This window comes from Flavobacterium turcicum (assembly GCF_011365745.1).
In the GTDB taxonomy this organism is placed as follows: Bacteria; Bacteroidota; Bacteroidia; order Flavobacteriales; family Flavobacteriaceae; genus Flavobacterium; species Flavobacterium turcicum.
Genome location: NZ_JAAOBY010000002.1, coordinates 252,511 through 273,961 on the forward strand (window position 1 = coordinate 252,511; position 21,451 = coordinate 273,961).

Annotated in this window: 15 protein-coding genes; 2 read left to right on the top strand and 13 right to left on the bottom strand. The window is 34.1% G+C overall.

The genetic code is table 11. From position 1 onward, the window contains the following. Nucleotides 1–209: 209 nt before the first annotated feature. The 6 genes from G9Q29_RS05015 to G9Q29_RS05040 all read right to left on the bottom strand — a co-directional run bounded on the left by G9Q29_RS05015 (nucleotide 210) and on the right by G9Q29_RS05040 (nucleotide 8,856). Nucleotides 210–1,058 carry an HNH endonuclease gene (locus G9Q29_RS05015; protein ID WP_166133965.1) on the bottom strand — a complete coding sequence of 283 codons (849 nt, stop codon included), beginning with the start codon at nucleotides 1,056–1,058 and terminating at the stop codon, nucleotides 210–212. A gap of 7 nt (nucleotides 1,059–1,065) precedes the next feature. Then, the gene (locus G9Q29_RS05020) at nucleotides 1,066–2,589 is read right to left on the bottom strand and encodes an AAA family ATPase (protein ID WP_166133967.1); all 1,524 of its coding nucleotides are present in this window, start codon (nucleotides 2,587–2,589) and stop codon (nucleotides 1,066–1,068) included. A gap of 228 nt (nucleotides 2,590–2,817) precedes the next feature. Further along, entirely contained in the window at nucleotides 2,818–4,869 is a 2,052-nt protein-coding gene (locus G9Q29_RS05025; RefSeq protein WP_166133969.1) for a DUF3732 domain-containing protein, read from the bottom strand. After that, the gene (locus G9Q29_RS05030; protein WP_166133971.1) at nucleotides 4,869–5,378 is read right to left on the bottom strand and encodes a three component ABC system middle component; all 510 of its coding nucleotides are present in this window, start codon (nucleotides 5,376–5,378) and stop codon (nucleotides 4,869–4,871) included. Before G9Q29_RS05030 ends, G9Q29_RS05025 begins: the two co-directional genes overlap by 1 nt. Then, nucleotides 5,375–6,592, bottom strand: coding sequence for an ABC-three component system protein (locus G9Q29_RS05035; protein WP_166133973.1), 1,218 nt, complete (start codon nucleotides 6,590–6,592; stop codon nucleotides 5,375–5,377). Before G9Q29_RS05035 ends, G9Q29_RS05030 begins: the two co-directional genes overlap by 4 nt. A gap of 125 nt (nucleotides 6,593–6,717) precedes the next feature. Beyond that, nucleotides 6,718–8,856, bottom strand: coding sequence for a KAP family P-loop NTPase fold protein (locus G9Q29_RS05040; protein ID WP_166133975.1), 2,139 nt, complete (start codon nucleotides 8,854–8,856; stop codon nucleotides 6,718–6,720). Nucleotides 8,857–9,215: 359 nt separating this feature from the next. On the opposite strand from G9Q29_RS05040, the gene G9Q29_RS14910 reads away from it, so the two are divergent. After that, a complete protein-coding gene (locus tag G9Q29_RS14910) occupies nucleotides 9,216–9,497 on the top strand; it encodes a recombinase family protein (RefSeq protein ID WP_166133977.1) in 282 nt (93 codons plus the stop codon). Next, nucleotides 9,494–10,912 carry a recombinase family protein gene (locus G9Q29_RS14915; RefSeq protein WP_166133978.1) on the top strand — a complete coding sequence of 473 codons (1,419 nt, stop codon included), beginning with the start codon at nucleotides 9,494–9,496 and terminating at the stop codon, nucleotides 10,910–10,912. The genes G9Q29_RS14910 and G9Q29_RS14915 overlap by 4 nt, the downstream gene beginning before the upstream one ends. A 431-nt stretch (nucleotides 10,913–11,343) precedes the next feature. On the opposite strand, the gene G9Q29_RS05055 is transcribed toward G9Q29_RS14915, so the two are convergent. From G9Q29_RS05055 to G9Q29_RS05085, 7 genes are all read right to left on the bottom strand, one after another. After that, complete coding sequence (locus G9Q29_RS05055) at nucleotides 11,344–12,069, bottom strand: superoxide dismutase (RefSeq protein WP_166133979.1); 726 nt, start codon at nucleotides 12,067–12,069, stop codon at nucleotides 11,344–11,346. Then, entirely contained in the window at nucleotides 12,066–13,235 is a 1,170-nt protein-coding gene (locus tag G9Q29_RS05060; RefSeq protein ID WP_166133980.1) for a chromate transporter, read from the bottom strand. Before G9Q29_RS05060 ends, G9Q29_RS05055 begins: the two co-directional genes overlap by 4 nt. Before the next feature lie 11 nt (nucleotides 13,236–13,246). Continuing rightward, a complete protein-coding gene (locus G9Q29_RS05065) occupies nucleotides 13,247–13,738 on the bottom strand; it encodes a hypothetical protein (protein ID WP_166133981.1) in 492 nt (163 codons plus the stop codon). A 64-nt stretch (nucleotides 13,739–13,802) separates the two neighbouring features. After that, the gene (locus G9Q29_RS05070) at nucleotides 13,803–14,672 is read right to left on the bottom strand and encodes a chromate resistance protein ChrB domain-containing protein (RefSeq protein ID WP_166133982.1); all 870 of its coding nucleotides are present in this window, start codon (nucleotides 14,670–14,672) and stop codon (nucleotides 13,803–13,805) included. A 59-nt stretch (nucleotides 14,673–14,731) separates the two neighbouring features. Next, nucleotides 14,732–15,853, bottom strand: coding sequence for an efflux RND transporter periplasmic adaptor subunit (locus G9Q29_RS05075; protein WP_166133983.1), 1,122 nt, complete (start codon nucleotides 15,851–15,853; stop codon nucleotides 14,732–14,734). Further along, the gene (locus G9Q29_RS05080; protein ID WP_166133984.1) at nucleotides 15,850–17,100 is read right to left on the bottom strand and encodes an MFS transporter; all 1,251 of its coding nucleotides are present in this window, start codon (nucleotides 17,098–17,100) and stop codon (nucleotides 15,850–15,852) included. The genes G9Q29_RS05075 and G9Q29_RS05080 overlap by 4 nt, the downstream gene beginning before the upstream one ends. 10 nt (nucleotides 17,101–17,110) lie before the next feature. Beyond that, nucleotides 17,111–21,439 carry a CusA/CzcA family heavy metal efflux RND transporter gene (locus G9Q29_RS05085; RefSeq protein WP_166133985.1) on the bottom strand — a complete coding sequence of 1,443 codons (4,329 nt, stop codon included), beginning with the start codon at nucleotides 21,437–21,439 and terminating at the stop codon, nucleotides 17,111–17,113. Nucleotides 21,440–21,451 lie beyond the last annotated feature (12 nt).

Genomic DNA, 21,451 nt, shown 5'->3' on the forward strand with positions numbered 1-21,451 from the left:
TATTGAGACATATATGCATTTTTTTGGAGGCTCGATTTTATTGATTCTATATTAAATGCTAAGTTTTTAAATGGAAGCTTAATTATTTCATTTGGTAATTTTAAATGTAGAGCTATGTTTAAACTAATCCCTCCAAAATTTTCTCAGTAATTCTTTGATAACATATCAAATTAACATGCTCTGTAATTTTCCTTTCCATATCCAATCCACTATCCAATTAGACGAAAGCCAGTTGAACAAAACCAGTCATCTTCTGACAATGCTTTAAACATTGCAGTTTCCCATGAATTTAAATTTATAGCTGCATTTGATGCTGCTTCATCAGCCAGATATTTTACGATACCTGCCTGCGCAGCTCCGCTGGAATAAATTTTCTCCAAATTATATTTCATTCCAGATAATCTCCTAGCAGCTTGTGATGCATATAGAATATTTAATTTAAAACAATCTAGGTGTGTAGTTACTCTATTTTTCAGCAAGTTATCCCAGCTTGTAGGAGCCTTAACATTAAAAGACAGTGAAACTGGAGTTGTCTTATTAACTATAGCGTTTAGCCAAATTACATTTTCAATATTATCATAATAAGGATGAAGTGTCTCATCATCAGGTCCAGTGGGATAGTCTGCTAGTTTACCTGTATTACAGTCCTTACAAGAAGGTATTAAGTTTATCGGAACAATAGAAAGTCTTGGATACTTAGATTTAGGCAAATAATGATCCAATGTAGTTGCCTCCCTATGGGAACAAAGTGGACAAAGCCCTTCTGGTGCGGCCATGATAAGCTGATCATAATACACTCTTCCTTTAGGCTTTCGAACCATTTGGGCTGTATAAACATTTTTTAGCTCCTTATAAGTTACATTTCCATTAACTACGGTTTCCCTCGCAATTGTGTAGATTTGACCTTTGGTAATTTTAGCTTCAAACTCTGTTTCAGCATCATTTATCAAAGTCTGGCAACGTTCAAGTCTGCCTCGAAGTCCGTTGTCTCCAACTGTTGTAAGACATTCAGGATAGACCATTGCTGCTGTTAATGCTGGTTTATTTATTTTACGCATTCTATTTTTATTCTTTATTAGCAATTAAAGCCATAACAATTGATCTCGCTTCAGATCCCAATTGATTGTTAAAGGAGTGTATAACCTGATCATAGTTATAATCGTTATTTTTAACTATTTCTGCCAACATTTTATAAAAACCGGAATTTGTAACTTCTAGACCAAATACGTCATTAGTTAAGACTCCTACATTCTCCCCGAAAGATTCGCGATTCAAGCGATCTGAAGCAGTAATATCTCCACTTCTTCTTAATTTCCACACACAGCTTCTAGGTACTTCCTGCAGAATTACTGGAGAGTGTGTTGAAACAATTGCTACACCATTTGTTTTGATAAGGAGATCTGATACCGATCTGATAAATGCTGCCAAAAGCGGTGGATGAAGATGAGCTTCAGGCTCATCCATAAGTAACAAACTCTTTTCCTGTAACTTTTCAACTAATGTAGTAATTGTAAGCAAAATAATTTTATGTCCTGAACTAAGTCTTCTAAAGGCCGTGGAAATAACCATTTCTGACTTATCCAATTCACGGCGCATGATTAATTCAACAAATCTTTCTCTTCGGAAGTTAGGATCTGATTGTAAAGTTTCAAGAGCTTCTACTAATCTTGGAAGTAAACCTCTAGACTTGCATACTTTTAAACTTTCGTAAAACTCAGCTGAGAGAACATTTAAATCTTTTATTTCTAAATCAGATTGTACTCCTTTCGTTTTCCTTAAACCTATATAAGAATACTTCATACCATTAATAAATTCCTCATCAGATCGCAGATCCAATTCATCAAAAACACTAAATGAAACGGAAATTAAATTAGCAAAGGAATTTCCTTCATCATCATACATATTTATTTTATTAAAATAAAAACTACCTTGTACGGGAAGAAAACCAGAAGGAACAACTAAAGAATGAATCATATTATCAATTAAAGTTGTTTTACCTACACCATTTCTCCCAATTAAAACATGAATATTAGTTGGAGGGAGCGATTCCGGAATTACATCAAACACTAGACTTAATCCATCTTGATCATTTTTATCTCCTTTATTAAATCGAAAACTATAAGGCGTTAATTTTGCACCTCCATTAGCCATTCTTCTATATTGTCCTGTTATTGTACCTGGATGTAGATCTCGAAGAAATGAAACTTCAACGACCCTTTCTTCTTTAACACTGTTAAAAATATCTTGCTTTTTTGCTATATCGTTTAACTGATTAAGTATTAAATCTCTAATTTCCACTGGCAGCTTATTAAGGTGCTCGTAATATTCTTCTGAATTTCCTAATGAAAAATAATCATCTCCAATGTAATCAAATGCATAATCGATATGAAAAACTTTATCGCTTTCTTGTTGTCCTTTAAAACCAATTTTAACTCCGCCAAGGTCATGCTTTTGTGATTTTTCATCTACATAAAAAATACCGAATAAAGTATAAAAGCTAAAGTCATTCCAATTGTCCCATACAAGACAAACTTCGTTTTTGGAGTTTGGATCATGTTCACCCCAAGTATCTAAGATTCTAAAAATCATTGTTTTTTATTATTAGTTATAAAGCAAATAACAATTACAAAAAATGCTCCTATCATTTGTACATAATTCAATTTACAACAGCTTAATTATTAATATATTCATTTTAAGTACAATATTCACTCGCTCAAAGAGCATCCGTTCAATAAACTTTTTTTGAAATCGAAAATTTAACTTTACAATTTTATTCTCATAACGTTTGGTTTGAAGTTTAAATAAACAATTAAATTGTTAATTATTAACAAACCAATCTTTCCTTATAAGAGCATCAAATTTAGGATCATCAATATCATCTCCTCTCCATTCTCCTACTAATTTAATATTCAGATCTCCTTTCCATGTTGATTCTGGAGCATGCTCTAAAATTATTATTTGAGTTTGAAAATTTGTTCTCGTCATAAAATCAGAACATGTGCTAAAAATCAATCTTGTATTTTCAATATCTTGAGATATTTTTTCCTTTTTTTTCTCCTCTACATTATCATTTGGTTTTGGATACTCCTCTGGGAAATATACCTGACTTGGTTGATCCAGGACTAAAAAAGATGGAATGTAATTAATTTTATCTTCTTCCGGTAGCTTTAAAAAATACTCATGCAAACCTAACATTGTAGCCAAATGATAACACATATGATTTGCCCCACTTCCTATTTTAGACAGATAATTACGAATTCCGGTTTTTGTGTCCTCAACCAAAATGCCAACACTTTTATCGGGATCTAGCCAAACCTTCCTATTTTCTTTTGATTCGATTGGCAACTTTGCAATGTAATTATCTATTGTATCACTTACTTTTTTCAAGCATGAATTTTTGTCAAATGTCTTATTAAGCCTAATAAGTTCTTCACGTTTTCCACTTAAAATTTCCTTTTGTTTGATAAGTTCAGCAGTCAATTCTCCTGTGGGAGCTAATGAATCCAAAGTTTTTAGAACATGTTCGATTTTTCCCGTAAATTCAAAAACATCTTGATATTTCTTATAGTATTCTTTATTCTCATCAAGCAATATTTTAATGTTTGAATTTACACTCTGTAACATTTTTTCCTTATTTCTAACATCATTTTTTAGAGAATATTTTTCTTTTTCAAAACTGAATGACATTTTTTTCGACTCTCCAATAATTGAAAGATTATTCATTTCGCTTTCCTTTAGAGATAACAATTCGTTTATCGCTTTTTCAGATTTTGAATCGCAAAATGGACAAACATCTGTTCCTTTTTGATTTAAAAACCAATCTATTGGCTTTAGCCTTTTATCAAGTTCTAGAACAACATCATTCAAATATTCGTTCTTTGATCTATCAAATTGCTCTATTTTTGATAAATCAACTTTTAATACATCAAGCTCTCTACTTAGCTTAATCCTATCTTTATCAAATTCTTCTAATTTTTCTGAATATCTTAATGATGAATTTTCTTTTAGAAAATTATTGTTTTTCACATTTTTTACAACATTTTTTAATTCATTCTTAATTTGCTCAACATGGGATGTCTCTATATTAATATCAGCATTTGTTAAACCTAAACTAATTGCTTTAGTATAATATTCGTAAACATCTTTTTGCCAATTCTCATAAGCTTTTTTCAAATCCTCAATCCTCTTTTCTTTATCTCTATATTCTTTTTCAAGAACATCTATATCTTTTTCTAAAATCAGCATATCATAAGACTTATAACCTAAAACTAAAGGAAATAAATTTTGAAGCCTCTTCAAATGAACAAATGTATCTGTATTATAAAAAATAGTTGTGGAATTTGCAATAATCCCTTGAGGCTGAAACTGAAATGCAGTAGTATCCCTAAAACTTGCCGGTGCATCTAAAGGATTACTTTGAGAATCATCATTATCGCTGATGTTTTTAAAACCAGCAGCTACTGTTAAATAATTTTTTAATGATTCTCTGTTTATTTTATAATCATCTTTATCTTCAATCCATTCATTTGTTCTCAATGATTTATTTTCACCTTTTACATTGACATTATAATAGTACATAGATTCAGAAGTACCAATATCAGAGGTTGGGCAATCTCTAGCAATAAAAATTTTTTCTCCGTTGAGATTAATAAAAATTGCAAACTTATCAACTTTGTTTCTTATTAAATCAATAGGAATATTACAATCTTTACTACCAAGGCAATAATCAATAATAGAGATTATTGCTGACTTGCCTCTTTGACTATATCCAGTTATAACGTTTACTTTATCTTCATCAAAAACTATAAATCTTGGTTTATAATTTTTATCTTTAGGATAAAGCATTATTGTTGCTATTTTAAGTTTCATTAGAAATTAATATTTAGTTCTATTTGAATGTTTCTCTTATTCTTTTTTGCAAATATTGCGCCCAGCTTATATGCTGTTAATTGAATCTTTCTTATACTATTTTCTGTACTTAAATTTTGGTCATGAAATTTAATTCGTTCAGTTTTAAACCCAGGCAATATTTCAATTGTTTTATCATCTCTGTTATATGATAAAATCTTTTTACTAAATGCAACGTTAAGACCATTAAATGTCTGCTCAGACATTTTTTGCGCCCTTTCCTGTAATCCTAAAGTTATACTATGATCTTTCGAAATAGCCGTGTAAAGTTGGTCAGAACTTTTAAAAATTTCCATAGCGTTATTGTTGTATACAATAGGTAAAACAAAAAAAGTATATTCAATTCTTGGGAATTGAATTTTCTCATTTCTTCCCTTGGAAACTTTATTATAGCCAAGTGCAAAGCTATGTAATGCAAGAGCGCTGATTGCTGAGTTTTGAATTAAATCGAAAAGATTTTCTGTTCTCATTTACTTTGATATTTTATTTTCCAATCAGGTCTCCAACCTATTTCTGGTTTGTTGGATAAATTCAAAAAACACCCATTTTTAACATATTCACTTTCAGTAGTAAAACCAAATCCTTCTTTAAATTTCAACTCAATACTTTTCATTATCGAATCATAAATATCAATCGATATTAAATTTTTCTCATCCTCATTATATTCATCAATTTCTTTTAAAACTTTTACATCATATAATTCTTGCCAATGATTTTTACACTGTTTAACAAATACTTCAAAATCATATTCTGTATAATCACCCTTAATTATAATATGCTTAATTTCTACATCCGAATATATAAAATCATGAATTGCTCTAACAATTATTCTTTCCTTAGCTTCTTTATTCCTTGCCATATCTTCTATTTGCCTAACAAACATTTCCTTCCTAGCTTTCTTAATTAAGCCATCATCAATTGTACCAAGCCTCTCCTTAGTTCTAAATACAGCATTCATTATAGAAGGATTAGTTTTAATTTGATAATATTTATCATCAAATTCATTTTTACTAAAATGCGCTACGTCAGAATTTAACCATTTAGATTTTGCTCGCAAACTAATCCATCCATAAAATTCTTCATAAATAGAATCTCTAATAGTATCTGTATAACTCTCAGAACTTAGATGTAACTCAACAATAAACTTTTCTTTTACGCTTTCTTCATCTTCAATTTGTAGATTATTTTTTATAGTCTCAAATACTGCTTGATTTTTTAAAACAAACTCTATATAATCTATTGTTTTTTGAATATGTGTTCCTTTTTTTGCTGTTAATAATTTAGCTTTTTGCACCGCTAGTAAATCATTTACTAAAACAATTACATTACTGAAAGTTTCATTTTTTATCTTGGACAATAAAGCGTCATTAGATATTTTTTTATTTGTGGAACAAACAAAAATAGTTTTATCATTAAAAATATTAGTATTGATTTTTTGTATCCAAATTTCGAATGTTCTCCATAATGCTTTGCTAGTATCTTCAAAAGTAGTTCCAGAAGTTAATATACTGTGCTTTGCCTGAAAGGTCATTAAAACAGAACCTTTTTCATTATGAGCTGCAACATCATCTACGCTTTCAATAGAAACAAAATCTTTATCATTTTGTAATCCTGAAAGAGTAAGCAATGCTTTTTCAAATTGATAGATGTACCCTGAAGCTGCACCTGAAGCTAAATCAGACATAAGTTTGTAATAATTTAATGATTTAAATCTCTATAATGGTATAATTTAGAATGCCAAATTACGCTTTTTAAAGAATCTATTTTAATAAAAAAATAAGGATTTATTTATATTTTTTATCCTTTTATCTATTGAGTAATTATAAACCAATGGAATACAGAAATAAGTGTTTCGTCATTAATTGGATCTTGACTTGACACTTCAGAAGGATTTATTTCAGTTACATTAAATCCTTCTAATTTTAGTAGGTTATCATTCAATAACTTTACATCTACAACATCTTTGATTGCGTCAAAATTTAACTGAAAAAAGCCAGATTTATATGTTCTTGGTATATAATCTGCTGAAGAAGTCATAGTAATAGTCGGCGTAAAAACCTTCAATAATTTCAAAGCAAAAACAGGGTTGTTCTTCTTTTTTAAGTTCTTATCCCAAAAAGCTTTTAATGTCTTTTTATATTGAAGTGAATTTATCCACCAACTTAATATTCTCCACAAATTTCCATCCGATAATAAAGTAAAGAAGTTTTCATCTGTGATTGCATCTTTAAAAATAGATATTAGGAAATCTTTAATTTTTAATTTCTCCTTTTCAGAGAAAATTGAATTTACTGGATCTTTTCCTTCTTGAATCATTAACCAATGATGAATTACCATACTATAATCTAAAGACTTACTTATGGAAAATACATTTAATAATAATGATAATTGATTTTTCTTAGATTGGATTCCTATCAATCGAGTAATTAAAATAGCTGACTGAGTATAAGTAGAAGAAAAATATAAATCTTGATCTTTTGGTAGAGTATGTCCTAATTCAACCAACGCTAAAGATAAATTATAGGATTGTTTCTCATTGAATATTCCTTCTTGCATCCTTAATTTTTGGATTAGGTCAGATGCAGAATATCTGTCTATGGTGTCATTAAGTCTTACTACAATTTTGTGAATGCTATCATCCTCAAAATCTTTAACTAAATTTTCAAAGTAATTATCCGGAATATCTCCTTCCTGTACAGAATAAGAAAAATATCGATCGAAATATTTAGTTGAACATATTCTTTTCTCTTTAGTCCATCTGACATAAATATCATCTGGATAACCAGTATTACTATATATACTTTTAAGTTGTGGAAATAATTGTTCAAGCATTCCGATAATTACTTTATGTTTCTTTTCATCATACATAACGGTTGCTTGTGAAATTTCTTTTTTTATTTCATCTTGCTTTTGCTTTTTATTATTAAAATCTGATTGATCTCCATCAGTCCTTTCTAAAAATAATTGTCCATTGCTTCTTATAAAATCATATAAGCCAGGATAGAAAATTTTAACTCCTTCTAAAATCATTAGGTTGCTAATGTTTACTTCTCCATTTAATAATGGCAGTGAAAAAGACAAGCTGTTAGAAAATCTTATGCCTAACCTTGGATTGTCCATAATGGGGAGAAAAGCATTATTAAAAACTTCTAGAAATTCATTAGATTCAACTTGATTTAAATCTATAGAACTCTCGTCCAAAACTTTATTGAGAAGATCTAAGGTATATTTGGATAGAGCCGACTTACTTGCTTTAGGTATTTTAAGAGGAATTTGTATGATTTTTTCTAAAAAATTATATCCAGCAGATTTACTATCTCCTCCATATTTTGGAGATAATGCAGCGGAAACCATTTCATCGTCAAATGACAATATATAACATGTCCTAGGGAAATCGCCGACTAATTTTACTAATTTAAAAACATATTGAACTTCAATGATATCTAACCTATCAATATCATCTACAAAAACAACAATGCTTTTTCCAGATTGAATAATTAATTCATCAATTCTTTTCTTTAATTCTTCCGTAGAGGTACTTTTGAGTTTATTACCTAATTTTTCCAAACCATCAGTATTAAAGCCTACAAATTGAGTAACAGACCCAATAGCTCCCCCATAATCGCTTAAAAGTTCTCCAATCTTTTCTTTCTTAGATTTATCTGAAGCACCTAAAGAATCTGAAATACTAGTAAAAAATGATTTTAAAAGATGTTGTTCATCCGAGAAGAGCCAAGGATTAAAGTTTACAATAATTGTTTCCTTAGGTAATTCTTTTTGAATAAAATTCATCACAGTTGTCTTGCCTTCTCCCCATCTGCCATACAAACCGATTATAAGAGATTTGTCTATTGAAGGTTTTGTGACGATTGAAGCGATGCGCTTTGAAAATTCATAGCGTTGAAAACAATCCTCTGATTGGATTGATGCGGGTTTATCGGTATACATATTGATATTTAATTTTCCTTTTTGTCATTGTCTCATCCTAAGTTTAACTTGTCACCAAAACACAAGTAATTCAGAAAAGTATCTAACAGTTTTTCCACTAAGACAAATATTACCTTTTAATTCATTTCTTTTTTATGGAAAACCGTATTTTAATTTTTAACAAACAATTTCAAATATATCGATTCGCAAAAATCAACCACCACGTATTTATACCTGTTTAATTATAATTAATGCCACTAATATTTCCTTGTTGATTTATCCGAAAGATTACTGTTTCGTAAATTTATATAACTAATTTGAGATGTCTAGATGTGTTCCCTACTAAAAGCAAATCAAGAAATCTCTACATAATTTTTGTTATGGAAAATGCTTATTTATATGTCAGAGTAAGTACTGACGAACAAAGAAGAAAGGGTTTTTCTCTGATTGAACAGGAAGACCGTTTATTAAAATTCTGTGCGCTGAGCCAAATAAAGGTAAAGGGAATTTTCAGAGAAGATTTTTCTGCCAAGGATTTCAACAGACCCGAATGGACAAGACTTATTAAAACAATAAAAAAAAATAAACATCGTCCAAAAGAAAATATTCTATTATTAAATGGGATCGTTTTAGCCGCAACATCGAATATGCTTATCAAATGATCGGGATATTAAGAGAGCTGAATACTCAAGCTATGGCTATTGATCAGACAATCGATTTTGAAGTTCCTGAAAGTACTGTAATGCTTGCTATGTATTTATCAATTCCGGAAGCAGAGAATAGCAGGCGAGGGCTAAATACCTCTGATGGCATGAGAAGAGCGAGAAAAATGGGCAGATGGCCAGGAAAAGCACCTATTGGTTATATCAACAAGGTTGCTTCTGATGGCAAAAAGATTATCGTGCTCAAACAACCTGAGGCCGATTATATTCGGTGGTCATTTGAAGAATATTCAAAAGGTAAATTTACAATTAGCTACATTAGGAGGACGGCGAACCTCAAAGGGCTTATCTGTAGCAGGAATAATTTTTGGAAGCTTCTACATAACCCATTTTATTGTGGATTAGTCTTTGTTCCTTCAAATAAGACGGATGAAGAATGTTTTGTAGAAGGTATACATGAGCCAATTATTTCAGAGAAGCTTTATAAAGAAGTTCAGTGCCTGCTAAGCAGCCGTCGCACCACAAATTCATTTAAGCAAAAAATGAAACCAGTTTTCCTTTTGAGAGGATTTTTAATCTGTCCATTCTGTGGAAGAAGATTAACTGGAAGTATATCGGCTGGAAGATCTGCGAAGTATCAATACTACCATTGTGCAGTTAGTAAGTGCAAAGGGCGTATAAGAACCGAAATTTTGGACTTTGAATATGAAGAACTATTAAAAAAAATAAACATAAAATCAAAGGTTTATGAATTACTTGAACTTATACTGGAGGATGAAAATATTTTGACTGTGAAACAGGAATTTATAAATGATCAAAAAAAGATTCTTAAAGAGATTTCAAATCAAGAACTTTTAATATCGAAAATAAGAAGGTATTTTATTCAGAATAAAATTGATTTTGAAGATTTTAATGATTTAAAAAAAGAATACAAACAGATGATGGATTTCCTTACTGAGCGACTTACACTTGTCAAAGAGAGTCTAACTAGTTGTAATGCTCGCAAAAACATCAAAGATTTAAAAGAGGCTGAAAACAATGTTTTAACATTATATAAAAATCAAGATGTAGCAGGTAAACGATATATCATAGAGTTGTTTACACCTCTTTCGTTTGATCCCGTAACGAAGAAATTAAATCCTCTACAAATAAATCAGACTATATCCATGATAATTACTTATAATGATCAATATATTACTAACACTAATTTTTTACACACCAAAATCATTGATCAAATTCCAAATAGTAAACCCAGAGTCTTCTCAGATAGAAGCATCTCTGTCAATCAGGCAATGAAAATATTGAAAAAAAATGGCATCGAGACAAGTGTAGCACAGGCAAAAGAGATACTTGATTTCCTATATATATTTACTAAAGTATATTCGAATCAAGATGTTCAAACATATTTGAGTTGACAATAACCCGCTAGAGGATATCGAACATCAAATCATTGTTCTATTATATACTATGGTATTTTTTTTTACGTTTTTTTTTAAATCAAAAATATCGAACCAGTAAAAATTAGAAAAAATAATAAATAACAAATTGAAAATCAATGAATTAAATCAAGTAAAAAAGGGGGCGATCATTTATGATCGTCCCCTTAAGTGATCCTTGGTACAAAATTCGAACCTTTTACTCGAAGATTTCCAGATTTTAAGCGAGTTAACAGAGGTTTGAAAATGAAAGAATTGGATTCCTTAAACTTATGAAATAAATATGACCTTAATAAAAACTATAGATTTATGCTCATATTTCTCTCAGCACTGCTGAGAGTTTTTAGAAAACATTGCGAATTAATAAATCTTTTAATCTGATATAATTATAAAAACTTAGAATCATAATTCTATTTCATCAATTTCTCTGCATCGTTCAATCTTTGTGCGACATTATCCCAGTTTATTATATTGAATAAGGCATCAACAAAATCGGTACGTTTGTTTTTATATTTCAGATAGTAGGCATGTTCCCATACATCAATTACCAAGATTGGGATTGCACCCCATTGTGTCAGCTTTTCATGATTTTCACACTGTAAAACTACAAGACTGTCACTGTAGGGCTGATAGGCTAAAATTCCCCATCCGTTTCCATCTACATTTTTTGATGTGGCTGCAATCAGCACTTTTAATCTATCAAAACTTCCAAAACTTTTTTCAATTCTTTTTAAAAGATTGCCCGATGGCAGATTGCTTTTATTGGTAAGGTTGGTCCAAAAAATGGAATGCAGTATATGCGAGGAGAAATGGTATGATAATTTTTTTGTCCAGAAATCGACTGTTTCCAAATTATTTTCATCTAGTGCCTTTTTTATCATTTGGAGATCTTTATTGGCTCCTTTAACCGCGCCGCCATGATGGAAAGTATAATGCAGGTGAAGTGTTTCTGCATCCATATACGGTTCAAGAAAATTCTCATTATAGGGAAGGGTCTGCTGGATGTAATTTCCGTTAGCATCTACCAATTTATCAATGGAATTATCGGCTAAGTTTTTCGAAAATGCATCAGTTGTAGGCAGTACCAATGCTGCTCCGAGCAGGCTGCCTGTTTTTAAAAAGTCTTTTCTGTTCATATTATTACTGATTTTATGATGATACCTAAAATAGCTGCTATAAGAACAATATAAGGTTCCTGAATTTTCTTTATATAAAGTAAAGCAAAAATACTCACAATAGCTATAAGTGTGGTCGGAATGTCAATTATGCTCCTTTTTGCAATTACAATAACAGATCCAACCAAAGCTCCCACCACCGCAGCAGTGATACCTTCGACAAACGCTTTAACTGGTTTATTTTGTGCAATTTTTTTAAAAGACGGAGCCATTGCAATTGTAAAGAAATAACAAGGTAAAAATGTTGCCAGTGCTGCCACTAATGCGCCCATAATTCCATTAACCAGATAGCCAATGAATCCTACCGTGATTACGACAGGACCTGGTGTTATCATGGCGACCGCTACCGAATCCAGAAATTGCTGCTCTGTGAGCCACTGATTTTCTACCACTACGCCCGAATGCAGGAAGGGAACAATAGCTAATCCACTTCCAAAAACAAAAGTACCGGCTTTGGCAAAGAAAATGGCAATTTTGGTAAGCATTGTACTCTGATAATCCCAAAAGGCAACCTGTAGTACAACTATTGAATTTACAGTTTTTGTATTCCACCATTTAGGAGGTGCTTTTAGGATCATGTATAAAAGACCGGCCGCAATAAACAATAATACCTGTTCCTGTTCAGTCCAATAGGTAACAACTACGGCGAGTATAAAAAATAGCCATAAGATCCATTTTGATTTGAAAGATTCCAGATTTAATTTGCCGATAGACTTTAAGGTTAGTTTATAGGAACTTAGCGCGATGATTCCAATAACCGCAGCGCCCACACCATAAAAGACAGCCTGTATCCAAGATAAGCCACCGTATAATTTGTAGATCATTCCCAGTAACACTACCATTACAAAAGATGGCAATACAAAGGCAAATCCAACGAGGGTGGCACCAAGAATCCGGTAATGTACAAATCCCAGATAAATTCCAAGTTGTGCTGCTAGGGGTCCTGGCGCCAATTGAGCCAATGCCAGTCCTTCTTTGTATTCTTCTTCAGAAATCCAGTTTCTGTTTTCTACCAAATCCTTATGCATATAACCCACTAAGGCAACCGGACCGCCAAAGCCAATAGTTCCTAATTTTAGAAAGTAAAGTACCAGTGCTCTTAAGCTGTATTTTTGATTTTCTTCCATGATGCATTTTTTTAGAAGGCAATTCCACATTGAAAACCAACTGTGAATGTTGCGGGATGGTCATTTCCAAAGCGTACTGGCAGTGGGACAGCCACGAAATAGCTGCTGTTTGCATTTTTTATTACAGTCTTGTTGATCACAGGTGTTATGCCGTATCTGCCTGAACTTTCAAAAGCCATCCTTCCGGCAAAAGTGTAACCATTTCCCAAGGCACCCAAGACACCGGGATGAAATACGATATTGGTTACTTTATCGCTGGCACCCTGAACCCTGATATTGGGTACTATTTCAAAAGAAAAACCTATTTTGGAGCTTTTCCAGATGTTTATGCCGGTTGGAAAACCAACGGCATAATAATCCCTAAAATTTAAATTGGTCTGCTCGCTCGAAGTTGTAATTATAGGATGATAAATTCCAAAATAACCTGTTATTTTAGGATAGGTTTCCTGGGAAAAAGAAGTTATGCTTATAAACAGCATTATAAAAAGCAAGGTCGGTTTCATTGTATTGGTATAGTTTTGTTTCACAGAACAAAACTATATACACAAAACCTATAGAAATAGAAGGTTATTTACTTTTTGTATCTGGATTACTTTTTTGCGTTTTTTTTCGGTACGAAGACGGATTTTTTCCGGTATGAAGCTTGAAAATCCTTGTAAAATGACTTTGGTCTGAAAAGCCGGTCATGTACGCAATTTCGGTTAAGCTGTAAGTAGAATTTTCAATTAGATTGATTGCTTTTTCGATCCGTAATTTCCTGACGTATTCCCCAAAATTCAAATCTTCAAAGTATTTGGAGAATTCTCTGGACAAGTAGGAAGGATTAAGTTCCAGATCAGTTGAAATCTGCTTTAAGTCGAAAGTAAACTGGGTGTCGATCTGGTCCTGAATCATTTCTTTTAAGTCCTTCACCCATGAAGGTGTTTTTTTATTTTCAGATTTTTTATTATTTAAAAATTTGTTGTACACCTGGTGCAGTAAGTTTTCAAAAGGACTATTTTGAAGATGGTTCTGTTTGTAGAGATGGGCCGCCCAGCTATAGAGCGCATCATAAAGTACCATACCATTTTCCAGCAGCTGGTAATCATCAGTGATATTATAGGAAAGCCCGGCTGAAATTGCCCACAGTCCGGCAGATTCCTTTGCAATATCATGCCTGTCGGTGTCTGCTCCCCGGACAATCCCTGCTATAATGAGTATAGCAGGATCATCAATTTTATATTTTTTAATTATGTAGTCAAAAGTACAATGCTCATTATAGTGCGTAAATTCCACATCAGGAATATCAAAAGGAATTGCATCAAGTTCTTTGGCCTTTACCAGTACGTCACTGTAAGGAACATAAATAAATTCTGCCTCTCTGTCAACAAATTTCTTTATGAGCCAGGGACATGCAATACGGTCTATTTTTGGTCTTTCTCTGGTAATCCATTTCATAATATACGTTCAGTTTTTAAGGAAAATACAATTATAAATTTAGGCTAATTTACATTTTTTTATTCTTCGACATTTTTCATTTTCATTAGAATAGAATAAGCGCCTTTGGTTACGATCTGTTGATTATCTATATCCTGTGATACTATCTCAGTAAAACCATTTTCAGTATTCCCGATACTGATTTCTTTCATCTGGTATTGATTGCCTGCATTGGCTATAAAAATATAGTTTTTGTTTTCATAATTTATAACAGCATCGGCCGGCAGTACATTTGACATCTTACTTTTTATTTCCACTGTGGCATTCATGTACATACCCGGTAGGAGTTCTTTATCATAGTCGGAAAAATGGCAGTGTATTTCTGTGCTTCTGTTCTGGGAGAAATCTTTTCCTATGAGGATGATTTTACAGGCATATTTTTTCTCGGGATCAGTATTGGTATAAGCCAAAAGGGACTGGCCAATTGTAAGTTTGTTGATATCTTTTTCAAAAACAGTCAATGCCAGATGAATGTCCGATGGGTTTACGATTTCAAACAGCACATCCGAGGGAGTGACGTATTTGCCTGTATTGACATTTACCTTAGAAATATAACCGCTAATTGGAGAATAAATGTTAATGCTTTTTGAAATATTGGCAGCTGTAGTGGAGGCAGGATTTATTCCGGCAAATTTAAGTTTCTCGCCATAGGACTGTATCATTACCGATAGCGAATTGTATTCCATTTTTGCCTGCTGGTACACCTTATCGCTGCTTGCCTTGCTTTGGTTGAGTTCTTTTTGTCGCTCGAACTCAGCTTTTGCGTACCCGATTTTGCTTTTTGCCAGTAGATAATCTTCCTGCAGCTGAATGTACTGTTGGTCTTCAACCACACAAAGAACCTGACCTTTCTTTACAAACATTCCTTCCAGTAATTTAGTGCTTTTTAGATAACCGCCCATTGGTACGCTTATAGAAACTAAATTTTGTGGAGGAACATCTATTTTTCCATTCAGTTTCAAAGTTTCAGATATTTCTTTTTGTTGTATTCTGCCCAGTTCAATGCCGGCATTTTTAATCTGCGCATCTGTCAGAGTTGTTGTATTATCAATTTTTACTTCCTGCGGCTGTTCTTCTGATTTTGTGTCTCTACAAGAATTGAGCAGTATAAGTGAGGTTAATGCAATGAATATATTTTTCATGACTGAATGTTATTATTTTGAAAATTAAAAGAGGGTTTAAAAATGATGATGGCAGCAAAAGCTAATACTAATGTTAACAGTCCGCCATATAAAAATTCTGATTTTGGAAATTGAGATCCAAGATATCCTGCAACTGGATAAGCGACAGCCCACCACAGATGTGAAAATGCAAAGTGCGAGCCATATACTTTCCCCTGGTTCTCAGGTTCAATGGTTTCAGCAATCAGGGTTTCCGATGGTATCTCAGCAAGACTCTGTCCCAGTCCCGCAAACAGCCATAGGACAAGTAATACTGGGTAGCCTACGTAATTGACCATTAAAATAGAAATGCCCAATAGGAGTGCCCCGCAGATTAGAGAAGCGCTTCTTGTTTTGGATTTGTCAAGACTTCCCAGCACAAATGCTGCTACTGCGGCTCCGATTCCAAAAATTGCCATAGCCCATCCATAATATTTGTCATCAAGCAATAAGGTATTTTTAATATGCCCAATGGTATTGACCAAAATCATGGCTCCGGCAATAGCAGAAACAAATTCTATGCTCAGGGCAAAACGCAGTATCTTGTTTCCAAATAACAGCCTAATGCCTTTTATGACATCCCGACATGTATTTTGCGGCTCCGTAACCGGACTTGTAACACCTCTTTGCAGCTCACTGCCGGGAATGGAAAGAATTAGAATTCCAGCCACAACAAATGAAATCCCATCTAAAAAAAAGATATCACGAGCACCCAGCCATACTGCTATTATTCCTGCCAGGGCGGGACCTAAAACGCCCAGCAATTGAAATGTAGCTGTGGAGAGACCTACGGCTTCGCGAAAATACCTGCCTTCGATTATCTGCGGAATAATTGCCCTGTAGGTTGGTGTAAAAAAAGCATTGAAGATGTTTAAGGAAAATACAAGTACATAAATTTGCCACTGCGCTGTTATAAAAGGCAAGCAGCAGATAATTGCCATTCTTATAAAATGGGTCACATACAATATCTTTTTTCGCTCTATCTTGTCGGCAAGAACACCTGCAAAAGGAGTGAAGATAATAAATGCCGTAACTCTTAAGGTCAATGCTGTTGCGAGAATCACCGGTGAATTTTCCTTGTCAATCTGATAGGCAAGTAATGCCAGACCAACCCATGAAAAAGCATCGCCGAGAAGACTGATGGTCTGAGCTAAGTAAAGTTTTGCAAAGGTTTTGTTTTGCAACGCTTTAAACGGCTCAATGAATATTTGATAGATTTTAGAGTTCATTGCAATACAGTTATTTTGTTAATGAGTTGAGCTCGATAATGCTGCTGTTGAGTTTTCGTACTGTTTCAATATAATTATTTTGAATTTCGGTATTTTGGTTGATCAGCATTACCCATTCCAGATAATTGATATCGCCGTTTATAAACTTTTTGTTGGCAGCCTCAGTAACTAGATCCACATTTTTGAGTGCCTTATTCTCGTAATATTCAACAGTTTGCTTGTTTTTAGTGTGTTGCTGGACGGCTTCTCTGTACTGGTTTTGGAGTTTAAATTTTTCATTTTCCAGATCATTCTGCGCGATTTTTGTATTGATCTCCAGGGCTTTTTGTTTGTTGCCAATTGCAGAATTAAACAGCGGAATAGCTACTCCAAACTGTCCATAAACACCATTGTAACCATCCTGAAATGCACTGTTTGATTTGAAAGTCTGCCAGTATATTCCTCCGATGAGCTCAGGCGATTTTTTTGATTTTTCTAAAGATATCTCCGATTTCTTAATGCTCAATTGTTGTTCTTTGAGTTTAACAATGGGCTGGCTGGCTATTGTATTCTCATTCCAATTATCATTGGATTGTATTTTGAAATTAGTTGGTGCAGCATCATAATCCTTGTCTTCATTGAGTACATATTGGAACTGGGACTGTACAATTTTATAGTCACTTTGCAGTTCCTGCAATTGGATTTTTATCTGACCGGCCTGATTCTCAGCTGTAGATTTCTCAAGGATGTTACTTTCTCCTTTTTCAAAACGCAAGGTTGATTTTCTAAGAAATTCCGAATAGATGCTGTCGTTTTTCAGCAGCAGTTTCTCTTTCTCTTTCAAATACAGAAGTTCGTAATATAGAAGTGTAACTTGTCTGATAACTTCCTTTTTTTGAAAAGCTTCATTCCATTGACCTGCTTTGGCCTGTTCCAGCAAAAGCTGTTTTTGCCTTTTGTATACCGTCGGGAATTTTATGATTTGGGAAACGCCCACCTTAATGTCATTGACATTGCTGTTGAACTGGCCGTACTCTCCAATTATTCCGGTATTGGAAATATCATATCCCGTTTTGGACATCCTTTGAAGATACTCTGAATTGAGCTTTTCATTTTTCATACGGATATTATTCTCAAGCGCTGTTTCGATTGCTTTATCAAGTGAAATCTTTTCCTGAGCCTTCACATTTTGAGCAGAGAAAAAGATACCCAATATAAAGATCGTTGTAATTGATGTAGTCTTATTGGACTTTAGATTAATTCCTTTTTCAAACATAATGTATAGAATTGGTAAAACAAATAAAGTAAGGAAAGTGGCAATTATTAATCCGCCAATAACCACAGTAGCTAACGGCTTTTGCACTTCTGCACCTGATCCCGTGCTGAGCGCCATAGGCAAAAATCCAAGGGATGCCACCATTGCGGTCATCAGGACAGGTCTCAGTCTCACTTTTGTTCCCTGCAGTACAATTTTTTTCAGATCTGTTTCTCCGGCTTTACGAATGCTGTTGAATTCCGCGATCAAAACTAAACCGTTTAACACCGCTACTCCAAAAAGGGCAATAAATCCAACACCCGCGCTAATGCTGAAAGGCATTCCTCTAAGGGCCAGGAAGAAAATTCCCCCAATTGCCGAAAGTGGGATAGCCGAATAAATAAGAAGCCCCTGTTTTACGGATTTAAAGGCAAAGTAGAGTAATAGAAAAATCAGGATTAATGAGACTGGTACAGCGATCATTAGGCGTGTTCTGGCCTCATTTAAATTTTCAAAAGCACCTCCATAAGTTGGATAATAACCAGCAGGAAATTTTATTTGGGTATCCACTTTCTTTTGAAGCTCTTCCACAATACTCTGCACATCACGGCCGCGAACATTAAATCCGACCACAATTCGGCGCTTGGCATCCTCACGCTGTATCTGGTTTGGACCTTCTGTGATCGCCACTTTAGCAAGTTGTGAAAGTGGAATCTGTGTTCCATTTGGTGTTGGAATTAAAAGGTTCTGAACATCTGCCAGATCCTGACGTTTCTCGCCTTCGAGACGAACCACTAGATCAAAGCGTTTTTCTCCTTCGTAAACCACTCCGGTACTCTGCCCTGCAAAAGCAGTATTGACAATCCGGTTAATATCTTCAATATTCAGGTTGTACTGTGCAATCGCGGCACGGTCGTAATCTATAACTACCTGAGGCATTCCGGTAACCGTTTCAATATAAAGATCAGAGGTTCCTTCAACAGTATTGACAATTTTCCCTAATTTGTTAGCATAAAGCGCCAGCGTATCTAAATCTTCTCCAAAAATCTTGCAGACCACATCTTGTCTGGCTCCTGTCATAAGTTCATTAAAACGCATTTGTACCGGATACTGGAAACCAAAAGATACGCCTGGAACAGCTTCAAGTTCCTTGGCCATCTTCTCTGATAATTCATCAAAGGTCGATGCTGATGTCCACTGGCTTTTATCTTTTAGGATAATCATCATATCACTGGCATCTATTGGCATTGGATCGGTAGGTACTTCACTGCTTCCAGTTTTGCCGACTACTTTTTCTACTTCAGGAAATTTTTCCAGCAGTATTTTCGAGCCTTGGGATATAGCAGTCATCGAAGTCTGCAGGTTACTTCCCGGCAGAACTCGTGTTTCGACTGCAAAATCGCCTTCTTCAAGTGAAGGCATAAATTCACCTCCCATAAAAGAGAGTGTGATAAGGGCTAAAACAAACAGTGACAGTGTTATTGTGATAATTGTTTTTGGAATTGACAATGCCTTATTTAAGAGAGGCTGGTAGAAATTCTCCAATTTCTCCATGATACGGTTAGAAAAATTCTTTTTATGACTAATATTTTTACTTAAAAACAGAGAAGTCATCATTGGCACATAGGTAAGGGAGAGGATAAAGGCACCAAAAAGGGCAAAAGCAATAGTCTGCGCCATTGGCAGGAACATTTTTCCTTCAATACCTCGCAGGGTAAAAATAGGAATGTATACAATTAGGATGATTAGCTCTCCAAATACGGATACGTTACGCATTTTAATGGATGTTGTTATCACCGTATTGTCCATATCCTGCTGCGATATTTTGGTCACTTTCCTGCTGTGGAGGCTAAAGAGGCAGGCTTCGACAATAATAACAGCTCCATCTACTATAAGTCCAAAATCCAGCGCGCCAAGACTCATTAAATTACCGCTGACTCCAAAGATATTCATCAGAATTACGGCAATAAGCATCGCCATTGGTATAACGGAGGCAACAATTAGACCGGCTCTTATATTGCCTAAAAAGAAAATCAGCACAAAGAGTACAATTAGGGCACCTTCAAGCAAGTTCTTCTCAACCGTTGATATGGAATTATTTACCATCTTGGTGCGGTCCAGAAAAGGCTCTACAATTACACCTTCAGGCATTGTTTTTTGAATTTGTTCTATTCTTTCTTTGATTTTTTTGATCACAACATTACTGTTGGCACCTTTAAGCATCATCACTACAGCTCCGGCAACTTCGCCTTTTCCGTTGTAGGTCATAGCTCCATAGCGAATAGCACTTCCAATTCTTACATCGGCTACATCTCTTATAAATAAGGGATTGGTGCTATTGTTGTTTTTAATGGCGATATCTTTGATATTATCTATGCTGCCAATCAATCCTTCGCTGCGGATATAAAGCACTTTTGGTCCCTTTTCTATATAAGCACCGCCCGTATTTTCATTGTTTTTTTCAAGGGCGCTAAATATATCACTGATGGTAATATTATAGGATTGGAGTTTGTTGGGGTCAATGGCAATTTCAAATTGCTTAAGTTTCCCCCCAAAGCTGCTCACTTCGGCCACACCTTCCACGCTTAAAAGCTGTCGGCGGACAATCCAGTCCTGAATAGTGCGAAGCTCTGTTATATCGTACTTGTTTTCATATCCGGGTTTAGTCCTGACCATATACTGGTAGATTTCCCCCAGACCTGTGGTTACAGGAGCCAGAAAAGGTTCGCCAATTCCTTTGGGGATCTGGTCTTTAACAGCGCTTAATCCTTCGGTTACCTGTTGTCTTGCCCAGTATACATCCGTTGCATCATCAAATACAATGGTTACAACCGATAAGCCAAAACGCGAGAAACTGCGAATTTCTTTGAGTCCTGGAATGTTACTGTTGCTTTGTTCTATGGGAAAGGTAATAAGCCGCTCTATGTCGGTTGCGCCCAGAGAGGGGGCTGATGTAATAACCTGAACCTGATTATCTGTAATATCAGGTACAGCATCAATGGGAAGCCTTGTAAACTGGTAGCTTCCATATCCAATAAGGGCGAAGATAAAGAGTCCAACAATGAGTTTATTCTTTATCGAGAATTCTATGATTTTATTGAGCATGATTTTAGTATT

Bases quoted from the DNA above. Each gene is read 5' to 3' on its own strand.
- G9Q29_RS05015 (WP_166133965.1), bottom strand. From the start codon at position 1,058: ATGCGTAAAATAAATAAACCAGCATTAACAGCAGCAATGGTCTATCCT.
- G9Q29_RS05020 (WP_166133967.1), bottom strand. From the start codon at position 2,589: ATGATTTTTAGAATCTTAGATACTTGGGGTGAACATGATCCAAACTCC.
- G9Q29_RS05025 (WP_166133969.1), bottom strand. From the start codon at position 4,869: ATGAAACTTAAAATAGCAACAATAATGCTTTATCCTAAAGATAAAAAT.
- G9Q29_RS05030 (WP_166133971.1), bottom strand. From the start codon at position 5,378: ATGAGAACAGAAAATCTTTTCGATTTAATTCAAAACTCAGCAATCAGC.
- G9Q29_RS05035 (WP_166133973.1), bottom strand. From the start codon at position 6,592: ATGTCTGATTTAGCTTCAGGTGCAGCTTCAGGGTACATCTATCAATTT.
- G9Q29_RS05040 (WP_166133975.1), bottom strand. From the start codon at position 8,856: ATGTATACCGATAAACCCGCATCAATCCAATCAGAGGATTGTTTTCAA.
- G9Q29_RS14910 (WP_166133977.1), top strand. From the start codon at position 9,216: ATGGAAAATGCTTATTTATATGTCAGAGTAAGTACTGACGAACAAAGA.
- G9Q29_RS14915 (WP_166133978.1), top strand. From the start codon at position 9,494: ATGATCGGGATATTAAGAGAGCTGAATACTCAAGCTATGGCTATTGAT.
- G9Q29_RS05055 (WP_166133979.1), bottom strand. From the start codon at position 12,069: ATGAACAGAAAAGACTTTTTAAAAACAGGCAGCCTGCTCGGAGCAGCA.
- G9Q29_RS05060 (WP_166133980.1), bottom strand. From the start codon at position 13,235: ATGGAAGAAAATCAAAAATACAGCTTAAGAGCACTGGTACTTTACTTT.
- G9Q29_RS05065 (WP_166133981.1), bottom strand. From the start codon at position 13,738: ATGAAACCGACCTTGCTTTTTATAATGCTGTTTATAAGCATAACTTCT.
- G9Q29_RS05070 (WP_166133982.1), bottom strand. From the start codon at position 14,672: ATGAAATGGATTACCAGAGAAAGACCAAAAATAGACCGTATTGCATGT.
- G9Q29_RS05075 (WP_166133983.1), bottom strand. From the start codon at position 15,853: ATGAAAAATATATTCATTGCATTAACCTCACTTATACTGCTCAATTCT.
- G9Q29_RS05080 (WP_166133984.1), bottom strand. From the start codon at position 17,100: ATGAACTCTAAAATCTATCAAATATTCATTGAGCCGTTTAAAGCGTTG.
- G9Q29_RS05085 (WP_166133985.1), bottom strand. From the start codon at position 21,439: ATGCTCAATAAAATCATAGAATTCTCGATAAAGAATAAACTCATTGTT.